The sequence below is a fragment of the Amycolatopsis sp. DSM 110486 genome (genome assembly GCF_019468465.1).
Taxonomy (GTDB): domain Bacteria; phylum Actinomycetota; class Actinomycetes; order Mycobacteriales; family Pseudonocardiaceae; genus Amycolatopsis.
In genome coordinates this window covers 5,673,752-5,692,358 of sequence record NZ_CP080519.1, presented here as the reverse complement: position 1 = coordinate 5,692,358, position 18,607 = coordinate 5,673,752, and the positions used below count along the sequence as shown (strand labels likewise).

Here is an 18,607-nt window from a genome sequence, read left to right as displayed (position 1 = left end):
GGGCCCTTCACGGAACGGCGATAAGGTCGGATGATCACGGCCCAGGCGCCGATCAGGTCTGCGGCTTTCCGCCGGCGTAGCGGCTGATGATCAGGGCGATCAGGATGATGCCGCCGTAGATCGCCTTCAGCCATTCCGCCGGCACCTGCGCGATGCGCAGCAGGCTGTCCACCGACTGCAGGAGCAGCACCCCGGTCACGGCGCCGACGAGCGTGCCCTTGCCGCCGTCGAGCGAGACACCGCCGATCACCGCCGCGGCGAAGACCTGCAGGATCAGGCCGTCACCCTGGTCGGCGCCGAGCGCGCCGACGTAGCCGGTGTAGGCGAGGCCGCCGATCGCGGCCAGCACACCGGCGACGATGAACACCGCCCACGAGATCCGGTCCACCCGGATGCCCGCCGCGCGCGCCGCCTCGCGGTTGCCGCCGATCGCGTAGAGCGAGCGGCCGACGCGGTGGTAGCGCAGGCCGAGCCCGAACAGCAGGAACAGCACCGCCGCGAGCCACACCGACATCGGCAGCCCGGCGAACGTCGTGGTCGCCAGCGCCGTGAACGCGTCGAGCTGGTCGAACAGCGTCTTGCCGTTGGTGGAGCCGATCTGCGTGCCGCGCAGCACCGTGAGCATCGCCAGCGTGACGATGAACGCGTTGAGCTTGAGCTTCACGATCAGGAAGCCGTTCACGAGCCCGATCAGCGCACCCACCACGGGGATCGCGAGCAAGCCCAGCGCGGCCGGCCAGCCCGTGCCGAAACCCGACGACGTCGCCGGGATCACCAGCATCGCGCCGATCGCGGGTGCGATGCCCATGGTCGATTCGAGCGACAGGTCGAACTTGCCCGTCAGCAGCACCAGCGATTCGCCCAGCACCACCAGCGACAGCGCGGCGGCGGCCGAGAGGATGCTGATCACGTTGTCGAACGTGAAGAACGAGTCGCTGATCAGCCCGCCGATCACGAACACGACCACGAGCGCGGGCAGCAGCGCCAGCTCGCGCAGCCACAGCGACTTGCGCCGTTTCGGGGGCGCCGCGGGCAGCGCCGTCTGCGGATCGCTCATCAGCTCAGTCATGGAGCCCGACTCCTTCGATGTCGGCCACGAGGTCTCCGTCGGACCAGCCGGCCTGGTGTTCGGCGACGACGGCACCGGCGCGCAGCACCAGCACCCGGTCGGCCAGGCGCAGGTCGTCGAGCTCGTCGCTCACGATCAGCACCGCCTTGCCTTCGGCCCGCACCCGGTCGATGACCGCGAGCAGAGCCTCCTTCGACTTCACGTCCACGCCGGCGGTGGGGTTGATCAGCACGACCACCCGCGGGCCGCTCTCCAGCGCCCGGGCGAGGACCACTTTCTGTTGGTTGCCACCCGACAGGTCGGCCACCGGCTGGTCCGGCCCGGCCGCCACGATGTCGTAGGCGGCCAGCGCGCGGGCCCCACGGTCGCGGCGTGCCTTCGGCGACGCGAACCCGGCCGGGCCCATGCGGTCGAGCACCGACAGCGTGGCGTTGTCCATGATCGAGTGCTCCAGCACGAGCCCCTCGTGGTGACGGTCGCGCGGCACGCAGCCGATCCCGGCGTGCACCGCGGCCGGGATGTCGCCGGGTGGCAACGGTTTCCCGTCCACCGCCACGGTTCCCGCCGAAGGCGAGCGCAACCCGTACACGGTCTCGGCCACCTGGTGCTTGCCGCTCGCGTTGCTGCCGGCCAGCCCCACGACCTCGCCGCGGTGCACCCGCAGCGACACGTCGTGGAAGCCGTCGCCGGACAGCGCGTCGACGGTGAGGACCTCGGCGGCGTCGACCGCCAGCGGATCGCGGCTCGCCGCGTCGCGCACGGAAAGCCCGCCCTGCTCGCCGGTCATGGCGTCGACCAGCTGTGGCCGGCTGACGTCGGCGACCGGCGCGGTGAGCACGTGCTTCGCATCGCGCAGCACCGTGACGGCCTGGCACACCTCGTACACCTCGTGCAGGTGGTGGGAGATGAACAGGAAGGTCACGCCGCTGCGCTGCATCTGGCGCATGCGTTCGAAGAGCCGCTCGATGGCCTGGCTGTCGAGCTGGGCCGTGGGCTCGTCGAGCACGATGAACCGTGCGCCGTAGCTCAGCGCGCGGGCGATCTCCACGAACTGGCGGTCCTCCACCGAAAGCTCACCCGCGGGCGTGTCCACGTCCACGCGGACGTCCCACGAGTCGAGCAGCGCGCGGGCCTGGCGGCGCAGCTTGCGCCAGCCGATGGCGAAACCGCCGCGCGCCTGCCGGTTGAGGAACAGGTTCTCGGCCACCGTCAATTGGGGCACCACCATGGCGTGCTGGTACACGCACGCCACGTGGGCCTTCCAGTCGTCCTGTTTGGACAGCGACGGCGCGGGCACGCCGCCGAACTCGACGCTCCCGGTGTCCGGAAGCGACAGTCCGGTGAGGATCGACACGAGCGTGGACTTGCCCGCCCCGTTGCGGCCGACCAGCGCGTGCGACTCGCCGGCGTGGACGGTGAGGCTCACGTCGTGCAGGGCCACGGTGGGCCCGTAGCGCTTGCCGACGCCGTGGGCACTCACCACCGGCGCGGCCGTCTCGGGGGCGGGCGCGCTCACAGGTTGTTACCCCACAGCGTCTTGTCGTCCACGTTGTCCTTCGTCACGACCGGCGCCGGCAGCTGGTCCTCGAGGATGCCGGGGCTGATCTCGACGATCGTGGAACCGTGGTCGGTCGGGCCGGGCTGGAACTTCTCCCCCGCCATGGCCTTCTTGAGCCAGTACATGCCGTACTTCGCGTAGGCGTCGGCCGGCTGCGACACGGTGGCGTCGAGCTCGCCCGCGCGAATCGCCGCGAGCTCCTGCGGGATGCCGTCGTTGCTCACCAGCACCACGTGGCGCGGGTCGCTGGTCGGGAAGAACAGGTTCTTGCGCTTGAGCGCCTGCTCGGTCGGCGCGAGGTACGTACCGCCGGCCTGCATGTAGACGCCCTTGATGTCGGGGTTGGCGGTGAGCAGGCTGTCGAGGCCCGAGGACGCCTTGTCGGCCTTCCACTCCGCCGCGATCTCCAGCACCTTGATGTCCGGGTACTTGGCCTTCATGCAGTCGCGGAACGCGGCCGAGCGGTCACGGCCGTTCACGGAGGCGAGGTCACCCATCACCTGCACGACCTTGCCGCTCTTCACGCGCTTGCCGATCTCTTCGCACGCCTTGGTGCCATACGCCTTGTTGTCGGCGCGCACGACCATGGCGACCTTGCCGCCCTCGGGCGCGACGTCGACTGCGACCACGGGCACGCCCTTGTTCTCGGCCTGCTTCAGCCCGGCCGCGATCGCGGCGGAGTCGATCGGCGTCACCACGAGGCCCTTGACGCCCTGGTTGAGCAGGGTGCCGATGTCGGTGATGAGCTTCGCCGCGTCGTTGTCGGCGTTCACCGTGGGCAGCGCGTCGAGGCCGGCCGCCTTGGCCATCTGCGGCACGTAGTTGTTGTAGGCCTGCCAGAACGGCGAGGTCAGCAGCGGCAGTGTGGCCCCGACCTTCCCGCCGGTGTCGCCACCGCCGCCCGCCGACGCCGCCGGTTTGTCCTTCGTGGACCCACACGCGGTCAGGACCAGACCACACGCGGCCGCCGCGGCGGCGAGCCGGATCACCTTCGTACGCACCGCATCCTCCTTGATGACAGGCAAACTTGATGACGTGCAAACGAGCACTAGTTCTGCACAGGTCCCCGCGGACGCAGGCCGTGCATGCCGCCGTCGACCGCGAGCGCGGTGCCGGTGGTCGACGCGGACAGCGGGCTGGCGAGGTAGGTGATGGCGCTCGCGACCTCGTCGGCGGTCACGAGCCGGCCCATCGGCTGGCGAGCGGCCAGGGCCGCGCGTTCGGCGGCCGGGTCCGCGGCCGCGTCGAGCAGGCGCCCGACCCACGGCGTGTCCGCGGTGCCGGGGCACACGCAGTTCACGCGGATGCGGTCGGGCAGGTGGTCGGTGGCCATCGCGAGCGTCAGCGACAGCACCGCGCCCTTCGTCGCGGAGTACAGCGCCCGCTGCGGCAGGCCGGCCCACGCGGCGATGGAGCAGGTGTTGACCACGGCCGCCGAAGGCGAGGCTTTGAGGTGCGGCAGGGCGGCGCGCGTGGCCCGGACCATGCCGACCACGTTCACGTCGTACACGCGGTGCCACTCGTCGTCGCTGTTGTCCGAGACGTCGCCGGCCGCGCCGATGCCGGCGTTGTTGACCAGCACATCGATCCGCCCGAAACGCTCGGCGACGGCGTCGATCGCGGCCCTGACCTCGGCGTCGGCCGTGACGTCGCACCGGAAGCCGGCCAGCGGCTCGGGCACGTCGTCGGTCTTGAGGTCCAGCACGGCCACCCGCGCGCCGCGCTCGGCGAGCAGCGTGGCCGTGGCCAGGCCGATCCCCGAAGCGCCGCCGGTGACCACGGCGACCAGGCCGTCGAACTCGCTCACTGGGCGTCCTCCGTCCACTCTGGACCGTCCGGGAAGCGGAAGCGGCGCAGGGTCGCGTCGTGCATCCGCGCGGAGAACCCGGGTGCGGTCGGGGCCAGGTACCGGCCGTCACGCACGACGGCCGGGTCGGTGAAGTGCTCGTGCAGGTGGTCGACCCACTCGATGGTGCGGTCGGTGTCCTCGCCGGAGACGGCCACGAAGTCGAACATCGACAGGTGCCGCACCAGCTCGCACAGCCCGACGCCGCCGGCGTGCGGGCACACCGGAACGCCGAACTTGGCCGCCAGCAACAGGATCGCGAGGTTTTCGTTCACCCCGCCGACGCGCGCGGCGTCAAGCTGCAGCACGTCGATCGCGCCGGCCTGCAGCAGCTGCTTGAACACCACGCGGTTCTGCACGTGCTCGCCGGTCGCGACCTTGATCGGCGCCAGTGCTTTCGCGATGGCCGCGTGGCCCAGGATGTCGTCGGGCGAGGTCGGTTCTTCGATCCAGTACGGGTCGAACGGCGCGAGCTCCGTCATCCAGGACACGGCCGTGGCCACGTCCCAGCGCTGGTTGGCGTCCACGGCGATGCGGATGTCCGCGCCCACCGTCTCGCGCGCCAGCTTCATGCGGCGCACGTCGTCCTCGAGGTTGCCACCGACCTTCAGCTTGATCATCTCGAAGCCGTGGGCCACGGCCTGTTCGGCCAGGCGCACCAGCTTCGCGTCGGAGTAGCCGAGCCAGCCTGGCGACGTGCTGTAGGCGCGGTAGCCCTCGGCTTCGAGCTTCGCGATCCGCTCCTCGCGGCCGGGTTCGGCGGCGCGCAGGATGTCGAGCGCCTCCTGTTCGGTCAGCGCGTCGGACAGGTACCGGAAGTCCACGAGCGACACCAGCTCTTCCGGCGTCATGCGGGCCGCGAACTTCCACAGCGGCAGGTCGGCCCGGCGCGCGGCGAGGTCCCACGCGGCGTTCACGACCGCGCCGATCGCCATGTGCGCCACGCCCTTTTCCGGGCCCAGCCAGCGGAACTGCGAGTCGCCGATCAGGTCGCGCGAGAGCCGGCCGAGCGCGTTGGCGTCCTCCGGCACTTCGCGGCCGACGAGGTGTGGCGCGAGCGCGCGGATCGCGGCGGCCTGCACGTCGTTGCCGCGGCCGATGGTGAAGGCGAGCCCGTAGCCGTCGGGGCCGAGGTCGGTGTGGAGCTCGACGTAGGCGGCCGAGTAGTCGGGGTCGGGGTTCATGGCGTCCGAGCCGTCGAGCTCCCGGGACGTCGGGAACCGGACGTCGAGCACCTCCATGCCGATGATCTTCGCCATGTCAGGCCTGCCTCAGCGTCTGGCGCTGGCGGCCGAGGCCGTCGATCTCCAGCTCGACGACATCGCCCTCGCGCAGGTACGGCTTCGGCTCCGGCTGCCCGAGCGCGACGCCCTCGGGGGTGCCGGTGTTGATCAGGTCGCCGGGGCGCAGCACCATGAACTGGCTCAGGTAGTGGATGATCTCGGCGACGGTGAAGACCATGTCCTTCGTCGAGGAGTCCTGCACCTTTTTGCCGTTGACCCAGGTGCGCAGCCCGAGGTCCTGCGGGTCGGGCACCTCGTCGGCGGTCACGAGCGCCGGGCCGAGCGGGTTGAACGTCTCGCAGTTCTTGCCCTTGTCCCACTGTCCGCCGCGGTGCAGCTGGAACTCGCGCTCGGAGACGTCGTTGGACACGACGTAGCCGGCCACGTACTGGAGGGCCTCCTCGACGCTGTCGAGGTAGCGGGCCTGCTTGCCGATCACGACGCCGAGCTCGACTTCCCAGTCGGTGCTGGTCGAGCGGCGCGGGATGAGCACGTCGTCGTCCGGGCCGACGATCACGTCGGGGGCTTTCATGAACAGCACCGGTTCCGTCGGCACGGCGGCGCCGGTTTCCTCGGCGTGCCGGCGGTAGTTCATGCCGATGCAGAGAACCTTGCCGGGCGAGGCCAGCGGCGGGCCGACGCGCAGGCTCGCGGTTTCCGGGCCGGCGGCGGGCAGCTCGCCGGCTTCGAGCGCGGCGGCGACGCGGGCGAGGCCGTCGGCCGCGAGGAACGCGCCGTCGACGTCGGCCGTGAGGCGGGAGAGGTCGTACAGAGTGCCGTCTCCGGCACGCACGAACGGTCGCTCTTCTCCCGCGGCTCCGAGACGCACAAGCTGCACGGACGTTCCCCTCTCACCACAGCCACATCAAGACATCCGATGTATAGCGCATGGGCGGCGCGGGATCCAGAGGTCTGGAGGATTTGGTGTCAAAATTGATCGGATCACCCTGGCGGGCACCCTGGCCGATGGTCCCTCCGCCCGAGCGTGGGTTCCCGCCCGTTTTTCCTTGTCACACCGTGTCTTCGGTACCGATTCGGCCGAACCCGTTGAAAACCGCGCCGGGTCGTGAATTGATGGCCCCCGACTCTTCGACCGATGAACGAGGTGCGGATGCCCAAGCGGATCGTGATCTGCTGCGACGGCACATGGGACTCGGCGGACATGGCGGACGTGGTCGACGGCCACACTCCGGCACCGACCAACGTCACGCAGCTCGCACTCGCCGTGGCGCCGGTCGACGAAGCAGGGACCGAACAACGGGCCTTCTACCAGTCCGGCGTCGGCACCAAACGGCAGAAGCTGCTCGGCGGCGCGTTCGGCGTGGGGCTCTCGCGCAACATTCAAGAGGCCTACCTCTTCCTGGTCCGGACCTACGAACCCGGCGACGAGATCTTCTTCCTGGGCTTCAGCCGCGGTGCGTACACGGCCCGCAGCACGGCCGGGCTCATCCGCAACTGCGGCCTGCTGCGCCGCGAACACGAGCACCGGGTGAAGCAGGCGTACGGGCTCTACCGTGACCGTTCCGACAAGACGCACCCGCGGTCCACCGAGATGGCCCTGTTCCGCAAGTCCTACGCGCACGAACCGCGGATCCGCTTCATCGGCGTGTGGGACACGGTCGGCGCGCTCGGCGTGCCGCTGACCGGGTTCTGGCCGTTCGACGTCTTCAACCGCCGGTTCCAGTTCCACGACACGGCACTGAGCGCGACCGTCGACGCCGCCTACCAGGCGCTGGCGATCGACGAGCACCGCAAGCCGTTCACACCGTCGGTGTGGGCGCCTCCCACCGAGGGCGTGACGCACCACGTGGAACAGGTGTGGTTCGCCGGTTGCCACGGCGACGTCGGCGGTGGCGGACGGACCCAGCACGGCCTCGCCGACGTCACCTTGCGCTGGCTCGCCGACCGAGCGCGGTCGTGCGGCCTGGCGCTGGAACCCGGCCTCGCCAACGAACCCGACGCCCTGGGGCCGATCCACCCGTCCCGCACGGGCTTCTACCGCCTGCTGCCCTCCATGACGCGCGGAATCGGCACCACGGACCCGAAACACGAGTACGTCGCCTCCAGCTCCGTCACCCGCCACAAGCGCGCTACGGACTACGCGCCGCCGAACCTGGTGGGGTACCTGGCGCTGGACGGGCCGGTCATCCAGGTGGAGGTCTGAGCCTCACCCGGGTGCCGGCCCAGGCGAGAGCCGGTAGACCAGCTGCGGGAGCAGCCGGCCCGGAATGGATCCCGAGAGCACGGAGCCGATCCGGACCGCGCCCATCTTCCGGTAGAAGTCCTCGGCGAACGGGTCGGAGCCGATGATGAGCCGCTGAAAGTCCAGCGTGCGGGCCGTGTCCACCGCGTGCTGCCACAACCGGCGGCCGACGCCGGTACCGATGTGGTCAGGCTCGACGAAGAGGCAGGCGAGCTCACCTTCGGGTGCCTGACCGGCCAGGGTGTAGAACCCGACCACGTGCTCGCCGATCTGCGCCACGGTCGCTTTCCCCGCGACCAGGTCGTCGGGTCGGAGGGTCAGCTCGGTTCGGCATGCCTCCAGGAACGCCTCGTCGTAGCCCCAGTGAGCCTTCGACCGCAGCGTGAGCGCGCTGAGGTCGGCGGCTTCATGGGGCTAAGCGGCGCGAAGCAGCATGCCTTTCACTGTGCCTTCGGTGCCACTGGCGATCAAGCCATCACCCGAGGTTTGCGAGGTTGCCCGACTTCAGGTCCTCGTCACGCACGTTCATGCGTCCGTCCACCAAGCGCTGCAACGCATCCCCGTCGTCCCACTGGTTCACGTTCATCGCGGCGTGTACTTCGCCCTCGGCGCCGACCCAGAACGCCGTGAAGTCGCGCGCCGCGAGGTCGCCGCGGACGACGAGGCGGTCGCGGTCGAGGTCGGCGAGGCCGCGGTACTCCATGCCGAGGTCGTACTGGTCGGAGAAGAAGTACGGCGAATTCAGGTAGGGCTCGTTCTCCCCCAGCAGGTTCCCGGCCACGTGGGCGCCCTGCGTACGCGCGGTCGCCCAGTGCTCGACGCGCACGCGGTGGCCGTAGCGGGGGTGGAAGTGCGACGCGATGTCGCCGACGGCGTAGACGTCCGGGGCGGCCGTGCGCAGGCCCGCGTCGACCGCGACGCCGCCGTCGTCCGAGAGCTCGAGGCCTGCCGTGTGGGCGAGTTCCACGCGCGGGGCGGCGCCGACGGCCACGAGGACCACGTCGGCGAGCAGCTCCTCACCGCTTTGCAGCCGCACGCCACGCACGCCGCTCGGGTCGCCCGTGACCTCCGCGACGTGCTCGCCCAGACGCCAGTGCACGCCGTGTTCTTGGTGCAGGGACCGGAAAACCCCGGCCACCTCGGCGCCGAGGACCTTCCCGAGCGGCAGGCGCCCGGGCGCCACCACGGTCACGTCCGCGTCGTGCGAACGCGCGGCCGCCGCGGCCTCGGTGCCGATCCAGCCGGCGCCGATGACCACCACGCGCCGGGCGTCGACGAACGCCGTGCGCAGGCTGAGCGAGTCGTCCAGCGTGCGCAGCGTGTAGAGGCCCGGGAAGTTGCCGCCGGGCGCGGTCAGCGGACGCGGACGGGAACCCGTCGCGAGCACGAGGCGGTCGAAGAGGTGCTCGCCGCCGGCGTCGTCGAGCACGAGGCGCGCGCCGAGCTCCAGGCGTGTGGCGGTGAGTCCGGAGGTGAGCCGGATGGCGTGGGCGTCGTAGAACCCGGCCTCGTGCACCCAATCGGGTTCGTCAGTGGTGCCCAGCAGCACGCCCTTCGACAGCGGCGGCAGCTCGTAGGGCCGGTGCGGGTCCGAACCCATCAGCAGCACGTCGCCGCCGAAGCCCTTTTCCCGCACGGCGGCGGCAGCCGAGGCCCCCGCGAGACCGGCCCCGACGATCACGATCTTGCGCGGTTGCGCCATCCCGGACATCCCGACCTCCCGCGTCCCCACCACCTGCCGCGTGGACGCTACTCCCGTTGCGCGGACGGCACATCCCAGGTGAACCCGCCAGGACAACCCGTCGGTAGGCAATTCGGGTGAACCCGCGTAAGAGCCGCGTGAGGCGCTCGTCCCACCCCCGCACGAAGCACGATCGCAACGCGGAATCGGGAGGGCGAGAGCCGTGACAGACCGGGACGAGTGGTCGATCGGCTGCCGGGATCTGGCGGGCAGGCGCAGGGACGTGACGGTGTTCGTGAGCAGCGACGACAAGATCGTGCTCGTGGCGCCGCCAGGCGAAGCGGCCGTGCTCGGGCCCCTCGACGTCGGACGTCTGAGGGCCGCGCTGCGCGACGCCGTGGTGGCCGTGGCTCAGCACCCGGAGTGACCGTGTTTTCTGCCTCGGCTCCGCCGAGGCGTGCGAGATCGCCTTGGAGCCGGTGTTGGGATCGGGCGGTCGGATCGGCCGGGGGCCGATCGCACCGCCCGATCCCAACACCGGCGCGATCTCGCTCCGTGGTTGCCTGAGGACCTTGGCGAGGCCCCTGCGTCGTCGCCGTGGCAGACCGCCCGATCCCCACCACCGGTGCCCTCACCGAGCCTTCCCCAGCCTCGACCCGGCCGCCTACGCCGGACGCTTCACCGCCCCTCCTCGGTCTCCACCCGGCCGCGCACTCACGCCTCGACCACCTCGGCGCCGGCCACGACCTCACCGCCGGCGACTGCCGACCGCGCCGCGAACGTCACGAGCACCCGCCGCCGCCCAACGACCTCCCCGATCGGTCGCCAGCGCTCGTCGCGAAGGCGCTGCAACAGCGCCGCAGATCCTGCCGCCGCCCAAGGCCGCGCGACCGAACCGGCTAGTCTCGTGGCCCCGACCCCACCCAGCTCGTCGCCCACCTGGCCCGCTACGGCCTGCCAACGACCTCCCCTGATCAGGCGGCGGCGCTCGTCGCGGAGGCGCAGCAACGACGGTCGCACAACCTGTCACTGCCCAAGGCCACGCGGCCGAACCAGCACACTCCTGGCCCCCGACCTCGCCCGGCTCCTAGCCCACCTGGCCTACCGCGTAATGCCGGAGTCCGCTCAGGAAGCCCGCGAACAGCCGCGCCCGCCCGCACCGGCCTCACTCACCGCCACCGCCACCCGACTACCCTGGCCCCGCCGGGCCAGCCCCCGGCCCGGGGCCCTATAGGCAACCACAGCGCGAGATCGCGCCGGTGTTGGGATTGAGCGGGGCGATCGGCCCCCGGCCGATCCGACCGCTCAATCCCAACACCGGCTTCCAGGCGATCTCGCGCGCCTCGGCGAAGCCGAGGCAGAAAACACAGCCGAGGCGAAAGGACACGGAGTGGACGTCGCCGAGGCTCGGCGGGTGAGTGCGCATGCCGCGTGGGTGCTCGTGCTCGCCGTGGCGACGGAGCTGCGTGTGGGCCGGTTCGGCTTCCATCCGTCCGACCAGGGCTTCATCCTCGCGCAGGCGTGGCGGGTGTTGCAGGGCGAAGTGCCGCATGCCGACATCATCTCCGCGCGGCCGCTCGGCTCGGCGATCCTGCACGTGGTCGATTTCGCGCTGCCGGGGCCGCTGTTCTTCGCGTCCAGCTGTCTGGCGATGGTGCAGATCACCCTCGCGACGATCGCGTTCGCCGTGCTCGTGACGCGGCGGCCGGTCCTGTCGTGGGGACCCGGCCGCACGGCACTGGTCGCGGCGGCGGCCCTGCTGAACCTCAACGGCTTCCCGCTCATGGCATGGCACACCGTCGACGGGATCACGCTCACCGCGTGCGGCGCGTGGGCCCTGGATTCCGGGCTGCGCAAGGGAAACAAGTACGCGCGGCTCGGCGGGCTCGCGCTGCTGGGCGCGGCGGTGTTCGTGAAGCAGAGCTTCGTGCTCGCCGCGGTGATCGGGCTGGTCTGGACCTTGTGCTACCCGAACCGGCTGCGCCGCCTGCCGGGTGACCTGTTGGCGTTGGGCGCGTTCGGGATCGCCTACGTGGCCTGGGTGAGCATCGGCGGCGGCTTCGGCGAGATGGTCGGGCAGCTGACGGGCGGCGTGCCCGCGTACGGCGAACGGCTGCTCGGCCTGTGGCTGGAAGACCCGCAGGTGCTGCTGCACCCTCCGGTGCGGGAGCTCACGTTCTTCGCCGCCGTCGCCGTCGTGCTGCTGGTGCTGCGGCTCGCGGGCGAACGGCTCGGCGCGGCCGGGCGCGCGGCGTCGTGGCTGCTCGCGCTCGGCGGCGCGGCCGCGGTGGCGTGGACGGTGGTCGACGGGCGGCTCACAGCTTCGTCGCGCTGGGCCGACGTGCTGTGGTGGATCCTGGCCGTCGCCGTCGTGGTCCACGCGACCGTGCGGCGCAAGGTTTCCTGGGCCGGGCTGCTGGTACTCGCGACAGGGTTCATGACGAGCCTGTCGTGGGGCAACGACACCCCGACATTGCTCACCGGCTCCCTGGCGCTCACGGCGTTGCTGCTGCTGGGTTTCGTGCTGCCGGACCTTTCGCCGGTGTTGCGCCGCACGTGGCTCACCACCACGGCAGGCCTGGTCACGGTGGCGCTGTGCGGCTGGGCGGTCGTGGCGCACCACGACGAAGCCGCGTACCTCGACCTCTCGCACGACAAGCTCACAGCCGACCTCGGCACGGTCAGCCCGGCCATGCGCGGCATCCGCACGAACCCGGCGACCTACACCTACGTCGCCCAGATCCGCGACTGTCTGCAGCGCTACCCGGCCTCCCGCGTCGCGGTGCTGCCCGACAACCCGTTCGCGTACCCGGCTTTCGGCCTGCGCAACCCGTTCCCGCTGGAGTGGCCGCTGCCGTTGGAGATCGTCGGTGACGCGCCGCAGCGCATGCTCGACACCGCGGCGGATCTCGATCGCGAGGGCGACTACCTGGTGCTGTTCGAAACCGTGCCGAACAAGACGCTGGCGCAGGGCGGCCCGGTGCCCGCTCAAGTGGCGGTGGATGCGCCGATCGTCGACTACCTGGGGCTGGAGAACGCCTTGCGCGCGCGGCTGAGCGGACAACCGGTGGCGTGCGGGAGCTTCGTCGGCAAGTGGGTGCGCTGAGGCTTCAGTCCGGCAACGTGTCGTCGGGCGAGCCGGCCGCCAACGTCGCGAGGACCTCGAGCGCGGCCGCGAGGGTTTCCTTGGGTGGCGCCGAAACCGCGAGCCGCACGGCGTTCGGCGCGTGACCTGGGAGCACCGCGAACGAGGCCGCCGGCGACAACGCGATGCCGTGGCGGGCGGCGGCGGCCACGAACGTCTCCGCGCGCCACTGCTCAGGCAGCTCCCACCAGCGGTGGTACGCGGCCGGATCGCCGACGACCGTGAACCCGGCGAGGCGCTCGTCGAGGATCGTGGCGCGCTCGGCAGCGTCGATGCGCTTCGCGGTCTCGACCTCGGCCAGCGCGCCGCCGGTGATCCAGCGCGTGGCGGCCTCCATCGCGAACCGCGTCGAACCCCAGCCACCCGAACGGACGGCGCCCGCGAGCCGCGCGGTCCAGGCCGCCGGCGACACCACGAACCCCGCGGTGAGACCGGGCGCGACCCGCTTCGACAGGCTGTCGACGAACACCGTGCGCTCGGGCGCGAGCGCGGCCAGCGGTTCGACGTCCGGGCGCAGGAACGTGTAGATCCCGTCCTCGATCACCGGCAAGTCGAGGCGTCGCACGGTGTCGGCCAGCTCGGCGCGGCGCGCGGGCGACATCGTCGGCCCGAGGGGGTTGTGCAGCGTCGGCTGCACGTACAGCGCGCGCACGGGCGCCGCCGCGTGGGCGGCTTCGAGCGCGGCCGGGACGAGGCCGTCGGCGTCGGTTTCGATGGGCACGAGCTCGGCACCCAGCCGCGTGGCCAGCGCCTTCACCACGGGGTACGTCAGCGCCTCGACCGCGAGCCGCTCCCCCAGCGGCACGAACATGGAGATCGCGGCGGCGATGCCCTGGCGGCCGTTGCCCGTCACCAGAACCGTCGCCGGGTCGGGCTCCCAGCTGCCGCGAGACAGCAGTCCCGCCGCGGCTTCACGCACCGCTTTCGTCCCCGCGGCGCCCACGGGGTGCAGGGCGTCGGTGAAGACGTCGGCGCGAAGCAGCGGCTCCAGCGCGTACGCGAGCTTCGCGGATTGGCTCGGCAGCACGGCGAAGTTGAGCTCGAGGTCCACGCGCGCGTCGCCGGGTTCGGCCAGCCCGGGCTCGGGCGCCGGGCGCGCGGCCCGTACGAAGGTGCCCCGGCCGACCTCCCCGACGGCCAGGCCGCGGCGGATCAGCTCGCCGTAGACGCGGGCGGCGGTGGAGCCGGCGATGCCGCGGTCGCGCGCGAACCGGCGTTGCGGCGGGAGGCGGTCGCCCGGCCTCAGCCGGCCGGCTTCGATGTCGGCGGCGAGCTCGTCCGCGACGACCCGGTAGTCATCCATCGCCACCTTCGCTTACGCCGTGAACCGCACAGAACCCCGTCCGCATGATGACACCGGCTGGTCACGTTCGGCCAATGCGACCCAGGGAACTCCCCGAACGAGGGTCACTAGGTTAGCCTAACCTGTGTGGAACAGACGATCGCGGAAGCACCGGCCCGGACCGAGCCCCGGCTGCACGCCGAGGAACTGACCCTCGCTTACGACGGGCGCACCGTCGCCGAAGACCTCGGCGTGGTCATCCCGGACAAGTCGTTCACGGTCATCGTCGGCCCCAACGCGTGCGGCAAGACCACGCTCCTGCGCGCGCTCGCGCGGATGCTCAAGCCCCGCAAGGGCTCCGTCTACCTCGACGGCTCGGTGATCTCCAGCTACGGCGCCAAGGAGGTCGCGCGCCGCCTCGGCCTGCTGCCGCAGAGCTCCGTCGCGCCCGACGGCATCACCGTCGCCGACCTCGTCGCGCGCGGCCGCTACCCCCACCAGCGCCTGCTGCGCCAGTGGTCCCGCGACGACGCCGCCGTGGTCGCCGAGTCCATGGCGGCCACCGGCGTCTCGGACCTGGCCGAGCGGCTCGTCGACGAGCTGTCCGGCGGACAGCGCCAGCGCGTGTGGATGGCGATGGCGCTGGCCCAGCAGACCGACCTGCTGCTGCTCGACGAACCCACGACGTACCTCGACATCGCGCACCAGATGGACATCCTCGATCTGTGCGCGCAGCTGCACGCCGAACAGGGCCGCACCCTCGTCGCCGTGCTCCACGACCTCAACCACGCCGCCCGCTACGCCACCCACATGATCGCCATGCGCGACGGCCAGGTGCTCGCCACCGGAACGCCCGAGGAGGTCGTGACGGAGGAGAACGTGGAGAAGATCTTCGAACTGCCGTGCCGCGTCATGCCGTGTCCCGAGACGAGCACCCCGCTGGTGATCCCGAAGGCGGGCCGGCGCGCCGCATAGTCGCTAGGTTGGTGCCGGAGGTGCCATGACCCGCGAACTCTGGACCGCAGTCGACGACTACCTGGCCGAAGCCCTGCTCCCCGCCGACCCGGTGCTCGACGCCACCCTCGCCGAGTCGGGCGCGGCCGGCCTGCCGGCCATCGCCGTGTCGCCCACACAAGGCAAACTGCTCAACCTGCTCGCTCTCACCGCCGGCGCCCGCTCGATCCTCGAGATCGGCACGCTCGGCGGCTACAGCACGATCTGGCTCGCCCGCGCCCTGCCGCCCGGCGGCACGCTGGTGACCTGCGAATACGACCCGAAGCACGCCGCCGTGGCGCGCGCGAACCTCGACCGCGCCGGCTTCGGGCCCGACGTGGCCGACATCCGCGTCGGCGCCGCTCTCGACACCCTGCCCACGCTCACGGGGCCGTTCGACTTCGTCTTCATCGACGCCGACAAGGCCAACCTCGCGCCCTACGTCGCCGAAGCCGTGCGGCTTTCGCGGCCGGGCACCACGATCGTGGTCGACAACGTCGTCCGCGACGGTGCCGTGCTCGAAGCCACCAGCACGGACCCGTCCGTGCGGGGCGTGCGCGAGATGTTCGCGGCTCTCACCGGCGACGACCGCCTCGAGGCCACCGCGATCCAGACGGTGGGAGACAAGGGTTACGACGGTTTCGTCCTCGCCCGCGTGCGCTGACCTGATCGCTTCCCGTGAAGGGCGCGCATGAACGGCGCCCTTCACGGGAAGATCAGCGACCGGGTGGGGCCGTCTGCTTCGCGAGCGGAGGGGCGAACCTCGGCTCGACCCCGCCGTTCTCCTTGATCGGCTGCCCCTGCTCCGCCTGCACCATGAACGTCCGCCAGATGTCCGCGGGCACGGTCGAACCCATCAGTTTCTTCCCCTGCGCGTCGAACAGCCGCCGTTCGTCGTCGGAGCCGACCCAGACGGCCGTGGCCAGCTGCGGGGTGTAGCCGATCGCCCAGGCGTCCTGGTAGTCCGACGAGTTGCCGTGCTGGAACTCGCCTGTGCGCAGGGCGGCGGGGCGGCCGTCGGGCAGGAACGTCTGCAGCACGTTCGTCACCTCGGCGGAGATCTTCGCGCTCACCCCCGGGTCGTCAGAGAACGCGGGGTGCGGCTCGTCATCGTGCTGCCACACGACGCTGCCGTCCTGGTCGAGCACCTTGTCCACGAGGTGCGGCGTGACGCGCATCCCGTCGGCCGCGAAGGTCCCGTACGCCCCGGCCAAGTCCAATGGCCGCAACGGATACCGCCCGACGGCGAGGCCCGAGCCGATCAGGAACCCGTCCTTCTCGCGCAGGGTCGGCGAGCCGTCGACCGCCTCCGGGATGCCCGCGTCGCGGGCCGCGGCGCTCACCGCGTCGGCGCCGACGCGTTTGGCCAGCCCGATGTACGGCGTGTCCGCGCCCGAGGTCATCGCCGTGCGCAACGTACAGGTCGCCGGGCATTTCTGCGGGTACTCGAAGTCCTCACCCAGGAAGTCGATCTTGCCCGGCGCGGCCGTGGGTTCGTCGGGCGAGACGCCGGCGCGCAGACCCGCCGTGAGCGTGAAGGGGTAGAACGCCGAGCCCGCCGGGTGTTCCGTGCCGGCGTAGTCGCGGACGCCGTTGTCGCCGCCGTCGTACGCGCGCACCGCCCCGGTGGACGGGTCCACGGACACGAGCGCGCCCCGGAACTCCTTCGGCTCGCCCTTCAGGCGGTCGGCCAGCGTCGAGCGCGCGGACGCCTGCGCCTTGCGGTCGAGCGTGGTCTGCACGACCAGATTCCCTTGCTGCAGCCGGGAAAGCGAGAACCCGTCTTGTTCGAGCTCGCTGAGCACCTGCTGCTTCACGTGGTACTCGTCGTAGGTCACGCTCGCGCGCGTCTCCGAGGGCGGCAGGATTTCCTTGCCGGGGTAGGCCATCGTGGCGGCGTCGGCGGGCTTGACGTAACCGCGCTGCACGAGCTTGTCGCGCACGTACGTCCAGCGTTTAGCCGCGTGTGCGTCGCCGGAAACGGCGGGGTCGTGCACCGAGGGCGACTGGATCATCCCGGCCAGGAACGCGGCTTCGCTCCAGGTCATGGAGTCGTCGAGCGGCCGGCCGAAGAACGCGTTCATCGCCGCGGCCGGGCCGAAGGTGCCGCGGCCGAAGGAGATGATGTTCACGTAGCTGGTGAAGATCTGTTCCTTGCTCTGCTGCTGCGTGATCTTCGTGGCGAGCACCAGCTCCTGCAGCTTGCGCCCGAGCGTCGCGTCGTCGTCGCCGGTCGACTTCTTGATGTACTGCTGCGTGATCCCCGAGCCGCCGCCGACGCCGGTCAGGAACGCGCGGCCGATGCCGGTGGGGTCGAAGCCCGCGTTGTCCCAGAACGTCGGGTCTTCGGTGGCGATGATCGCGTCGCGCAGCTTCGAGGGCACCTTGTCGTAGGGCACGAAGGAGCGGTCGCCGTCGGCGGGCAGGACCTTGAGCAGCTCGCTGCCGTCGGAGTACTTCAGCTCCACGGTCTTGTCGAGCGAGGCGAGCACGTCCTGCGGGCTGCGGACGTCCATCAGCAGGTAGGCGACCCAGAACGCGATCAGCGGCAGGCCGACGAAGACGCCGAAGCCGCAGTACGCGATGCGGCGGATCTTGCGCCACCGGCGGCGACGGCGGGCGCGGGGATCATCGGGCGGCTCGTTCGTGACACTGCTGGTGGCTCCATCCGTCTCGGCATCCGTGTCGCGTAGCACGATGGGACGACGGCCGTACGGGTGAAAAGGTTGTGCGGTTCGGTGAGAAATTCACGGCGGGTCACGACAGGAAGGCGCGCAGCAGCGACGCCGTGCCCTCGATGTGCTCGGTCATCGCATGGCGCGCGGCCACGGGATCGCCGGCGAGGATGGCGTCGACGATCGCCTCGTGCTGGGCGTTGGAGTGGTCCAGGTTGGGCTCGAGCAGGGGGATGCGGTCGAGCAGCTGGTTCACGCGCGTGCGGGCGTCGGCCATCGCCGTGGTGAGCGAGCTCGACGCCGTGACCTCGGCGATCGCGAGGTGCAGGCGGGAGTCCTTGCGCCGGTAGTCGACCAGGTCGGCGGCCGCGGCCTCCGCGAGCGTGGTCTTGAGGTGCTGCCGGTCGGCCGGGCTGAGCGTCCGCGCGGCAGCGGCCTCGGCGGCGCCGGTTTCGAGCACGTGGCGCAGACACAGCGCGTCCTCGAAGGCGGCCGCGTCGATTTCCCGCGTTTTGCTCGGTGGCGGCTCGGGCAGGTTCTCGTTCACGAACGTGCCGCCGTAGCGCCCCCTTCGTGACTCCACGTAACCCGCATCGGCCAGCGCGCGGATGGCCTCCCTGAGCGTCACGCGGCTCACCCCGAGCCGCTCCGCCAGCTCGCGCTCCGACGGCAGCCGCTCCCCCGCGCCGACCACGCCGAGGCGGATGGCCTGCAGCAGGCGTTCGACGGTCTCCTCGAACGCGTTGCCCGCGCGCACCGGCCGGAACAGCGCCTCGTTCGCGCTAGCCACCGACGTCTCCACGATGGCGAGTCTAAGCCCGCCTAATCGCAGAGACCTCTTTGCAAAGGATTCTCTGCGGTCTACAGTGGTG

At 71.2% G+C, this 18,607-nt stretch carries 17 protein-coding genes; 5 read left to right on the top strand and 12 right to left on the bottom strand.

What is annotated here, in order from left to right:
• Positions 1–52: 52 nt before the first annotated feature.
• The 6 genes from K1T34_RS27640 to K1T34_RS27615 are packed head-to-tail and all read right to left on the bottom strand — an operon-like array spanning position 53 to position 6,594.
• Entirely contained in the window at positions 53–1,069 is a 1,017-nt protein-coding gene (locus K1T34_RS27640; protein ID WP_220237702.1) for an ABC transporter permease, read from the bottom strand.
• On the bottom strand, positions 1,062–2,585 hold the full coding sequence (locus K1T34_RS27635) for a sugar ABC transporter ATP-binding protein (protein ID WP_220237701.1): 1,524 nt from the start codon (positions 2,583–2,585) through the stop codon (positions 1,062–1,064). Before K1T34_RS27635 ends, K1T34_RS27640 begins: the two co-directional genes overlap by 8 nt.
• Positions 2,582–3,628 (bottom strand): sugar ABC transporter substrate-binding protein, encoded by a 1,047-nt coding sequence (locus K1T34_RS27630; RefSeq protein ID WP_370643393.1) that lies wholly within the window; start codon positions 3,626–3,628, stop codon positions 2,582–2,584. The genes K1T34_RS27635 and K1T34_RS27630 overlap by 4 nt, the downstream gene beginning before the upstream one ends.
• Positions 3,629–3,675: 47 nt before the next feature.
• Positions 3,676–4,434 carry an SDR family NAD(P)-dependent oxidoreductase gene (locus K1T34_RS27625; RefSeq protein WP_220237700.1) on the bottom strand — a complete coding sequence of 253 codons (759 nt, stop codon included), beginning with the start codon at positions 4,432–4,434 and terminating at the stop codon, positions 3,676–3,678.
• Complete coding sequence (locus K1T34_RS27620) at positions 4,431–5,732, bottom strand: enolase C-terminal domain-like protein (RefSeq protein WP_220237699.1); 1,302 nt, start codon at positions 5,730–5,732, stop codon at positions 4,431–4,433. Before K1T34_RS27620 ends, K1T34_RS27625 begins: the two co-directional genes overlap by 4 nt.
• A 1-nt stretch (position 5,733) precedes the next feature.
• Positions 5,734–6,594 (bottom strand): fumarylacetoacetate hydrolase family protein, encoded by an 861-nt coding sequence (locus tag K1T34_RS27615; protein ID WP_220237698.1) that lies wholly within the window; start codon positions 6,592–6,594, stop codon positions 5,734–5,736.
• 258 nt (positions 6,595–6,852) lie between these two features.
• Here K1T34_RS27615 and K1T34_RS27610 point away from each other — a divergent pair, with 258 nt between their 5' ends.
• Positions 6,853–7,920 (top strand): DUF2235 domain-containing protein, encoded by a 1,068-nt coding sequence (locus tag K1T34_RS27610; protein ID WP_255637627.1) that lies wholly within the window; start codon positions 6,853–6,855, stop codon positions 7,918–7,920.
• A gap of 3 nt (positions 7,921–7,923) precedes the next feature.
• Here the strand turns inward: K1T34_RS27610 and K1T34_RS27605 are convergent, their stop codons facing one another.
• Together K1T34_RS27605 and K1T34_RS27600 are read right to left on the bottom strand one after the other, a co-directional pair.
• On the bottom strand, positions 7,924–8,259 hold the full coding sequence (locus K1T34_RS27605) for a GNAT family N-acetyltransferase (RefSeq protein ID WP_255638800.1): 336 nt from the start codon (positions 8,257–8,259) through the stop codon (positions 7,924–7,926).
• Positions 8,260–8,434: 175 nt separating this feature from the next.
• On the bottom strand, positions 8,435–9,661 hold the full coding sequence (locus tag K1T34_RS27600) for an NAD(P)/FAD-dependent oxidoreductase (protein WP_220247441.1): 1,227 nt from the start codon (positions 9,659–9,661) through the stop codon (positions 8,435–8,437).
• A 202-nt stretch (positions 9,662–9,863) separates the two neighbouring features.
• Here K1T34_RS27600 and K1T34_RS27595 point away from each other — a divergent pair, with 202 nt between their 5' ends.
• Positions 9,864–10,067 carry a hypothetical protein gene (locus K1T34_RS27595; protein WP_220237697.1) on the top strand — a complete coding sequence of 68 codons (204 nt, stop codon included), beginning with the start codon at positions 9,864–9,866 and terminating at the stop codon, positions 10,065–10,067.
• 287 nt (positions 10,068–10,354) lie between these two features.
• Here the strand turns inward: K1T34_RS27595 and K1T34_RS27590 are convergent, their stop codons facing one another.
• Positions 10,355–10,492, bottom strand: coding sequence for a hypothetical protein (locus tag K1T34_RS27590; protein WP_220237696.1), 138 nt, complete (start codon positions 10,490–10,492; stop codon positions 10,355–10,357).
• A 538-nt stretch (positions 10,493–11,030) separates the two neighbouring features.
• Between K1T34_RS27590 and K1T34_RS27585 the strand changes: the two genes are divergently transcribed.
• Complete coding sequence (locus K1T34_RS27585; RefSeq protein ID WP_220237695.1) at positions 11,031–12,746, top strand: hypothetical protein; 1,716 nt, start codon at positions 11,031–11,033, stop codon at positions 12,744–12,746.
• A 4-nt stretch (positions 12,747–12,750) separates the two neighbouring features.
• Here the strand turns inward: K1T34_RS27585 and K1T34_RS27580 are convergent, their stop codons facing one another.
• On the bottom strand, positions 12,751–14,088 hold the full coding sequence (locus K1T34_RS27580) for a PLP-dependent aminotransferase family protein (RefSeq protein ID WP_220237694.1): 1,338 nt from the start codon (positions 14,086–14,088) through the stop codon (positions 12,751–12,753).
• Positions 14,089–14,214: 126 nt separating this feature from the next.
• On the opposite strand from K1T34_RS27580, the gene K1T34_RS27575 reads away from it, so the two are divergent.
• Positions 14,215–15,042 carry an ABC transporter ATP-binding protein gene (locus tag K1T34_RS27575; protein WP_255637626.1) on the top strand — a complete coding sequence of 276 codons (828 nt, stop codon included), beginning with the start codon at positions 14,215–14,217 and terminating at the stop codon, positions 15,040–15,042.
• Between the two features lie 25 nt (positions 15,043–15,067).
• Positions 15,068–15,724 (top strand): O-methyltransferase, encoded by a 657-nt coding sequence (locus K1T34_RS27570; protein WP_220237693.1) that lies wholly within the window; start codon positions 15,068–15,070, stop codon positions 15,722–15,724.
• 52 nt (positions 15,725–15,776) lie between these two features.
• On the opposite strand, the gene K1T34_RS27565 is transcribed toward K1T34_RS27570, so the two are convergent.
• A complete protein-coding gene (locus tag K1T34_RS27565; protein ID WP_220237692.1) occupies positions 15,777–17,756 on the bottom strand; it encodes a transglycosylase domain-containing protein in 1,980 nt (659 codons plus the stop codon).
• A gap of 61 nt (positions 17,757–17,817) precedes the next feature.
• Entirely contained in the window at positions 17,818–18,540 is a 723-nt protein-coding gene (locus tag K1T34_RS27560; RefSeq protein WP_220247439.1) for a FadR/GntR family transcriptional regulator, read from the bottom strand.
• Positions 18,541–18,607: the final 67 nt, after the last annotated feature.

Bases quoted from the DNA above. Each gene is read 5' to 3' on its own strand.
- K1T34_RS27640 (WP_220237702.1), bottom strand. From the start codon at position 1,069: ATGACTGAGCTGATGAGCGATCCGCAGACGGCGCTGCCCGCGGCGCCC.
- K1T34_RS27620 (WP_220237699.1), bottom strand. From the start codon at position 5,732: ATGGCGAAGATCATCGGCATGGAGGTGCTCGACGTCCGGTTCCCGACG.
- K1T34_RS27610 (WP_255637627.1), top strand. From the start codon at position 6,853: ATGAACGAGGTGCGGATGCCCAAGCGGATCGTGATCTGCTGCGACGGC.
- K1T34_RS27600 (WP_220247441.1), bottom strand. From the start codon at position 9,661: ATGGCGCAACCGCGCAAGATCGTGATCGTCGGGGCCGGTCTCGCGGGG.
- K1T34_RS27580 (WP_220237694.1), bottom strand. From the start codon at position 14,088: ATGGATGACTACCGGGTCGTCGCGGACGAGCTCGCCGCCGACATCGAA.
- K1T34_RS27570 (WP_220237693.1), top strand. From the start codon at position 15,068: ATGACCCGCGAACTCTGGACCGCAGTCGACGACTACCTGGCCGAAGCC.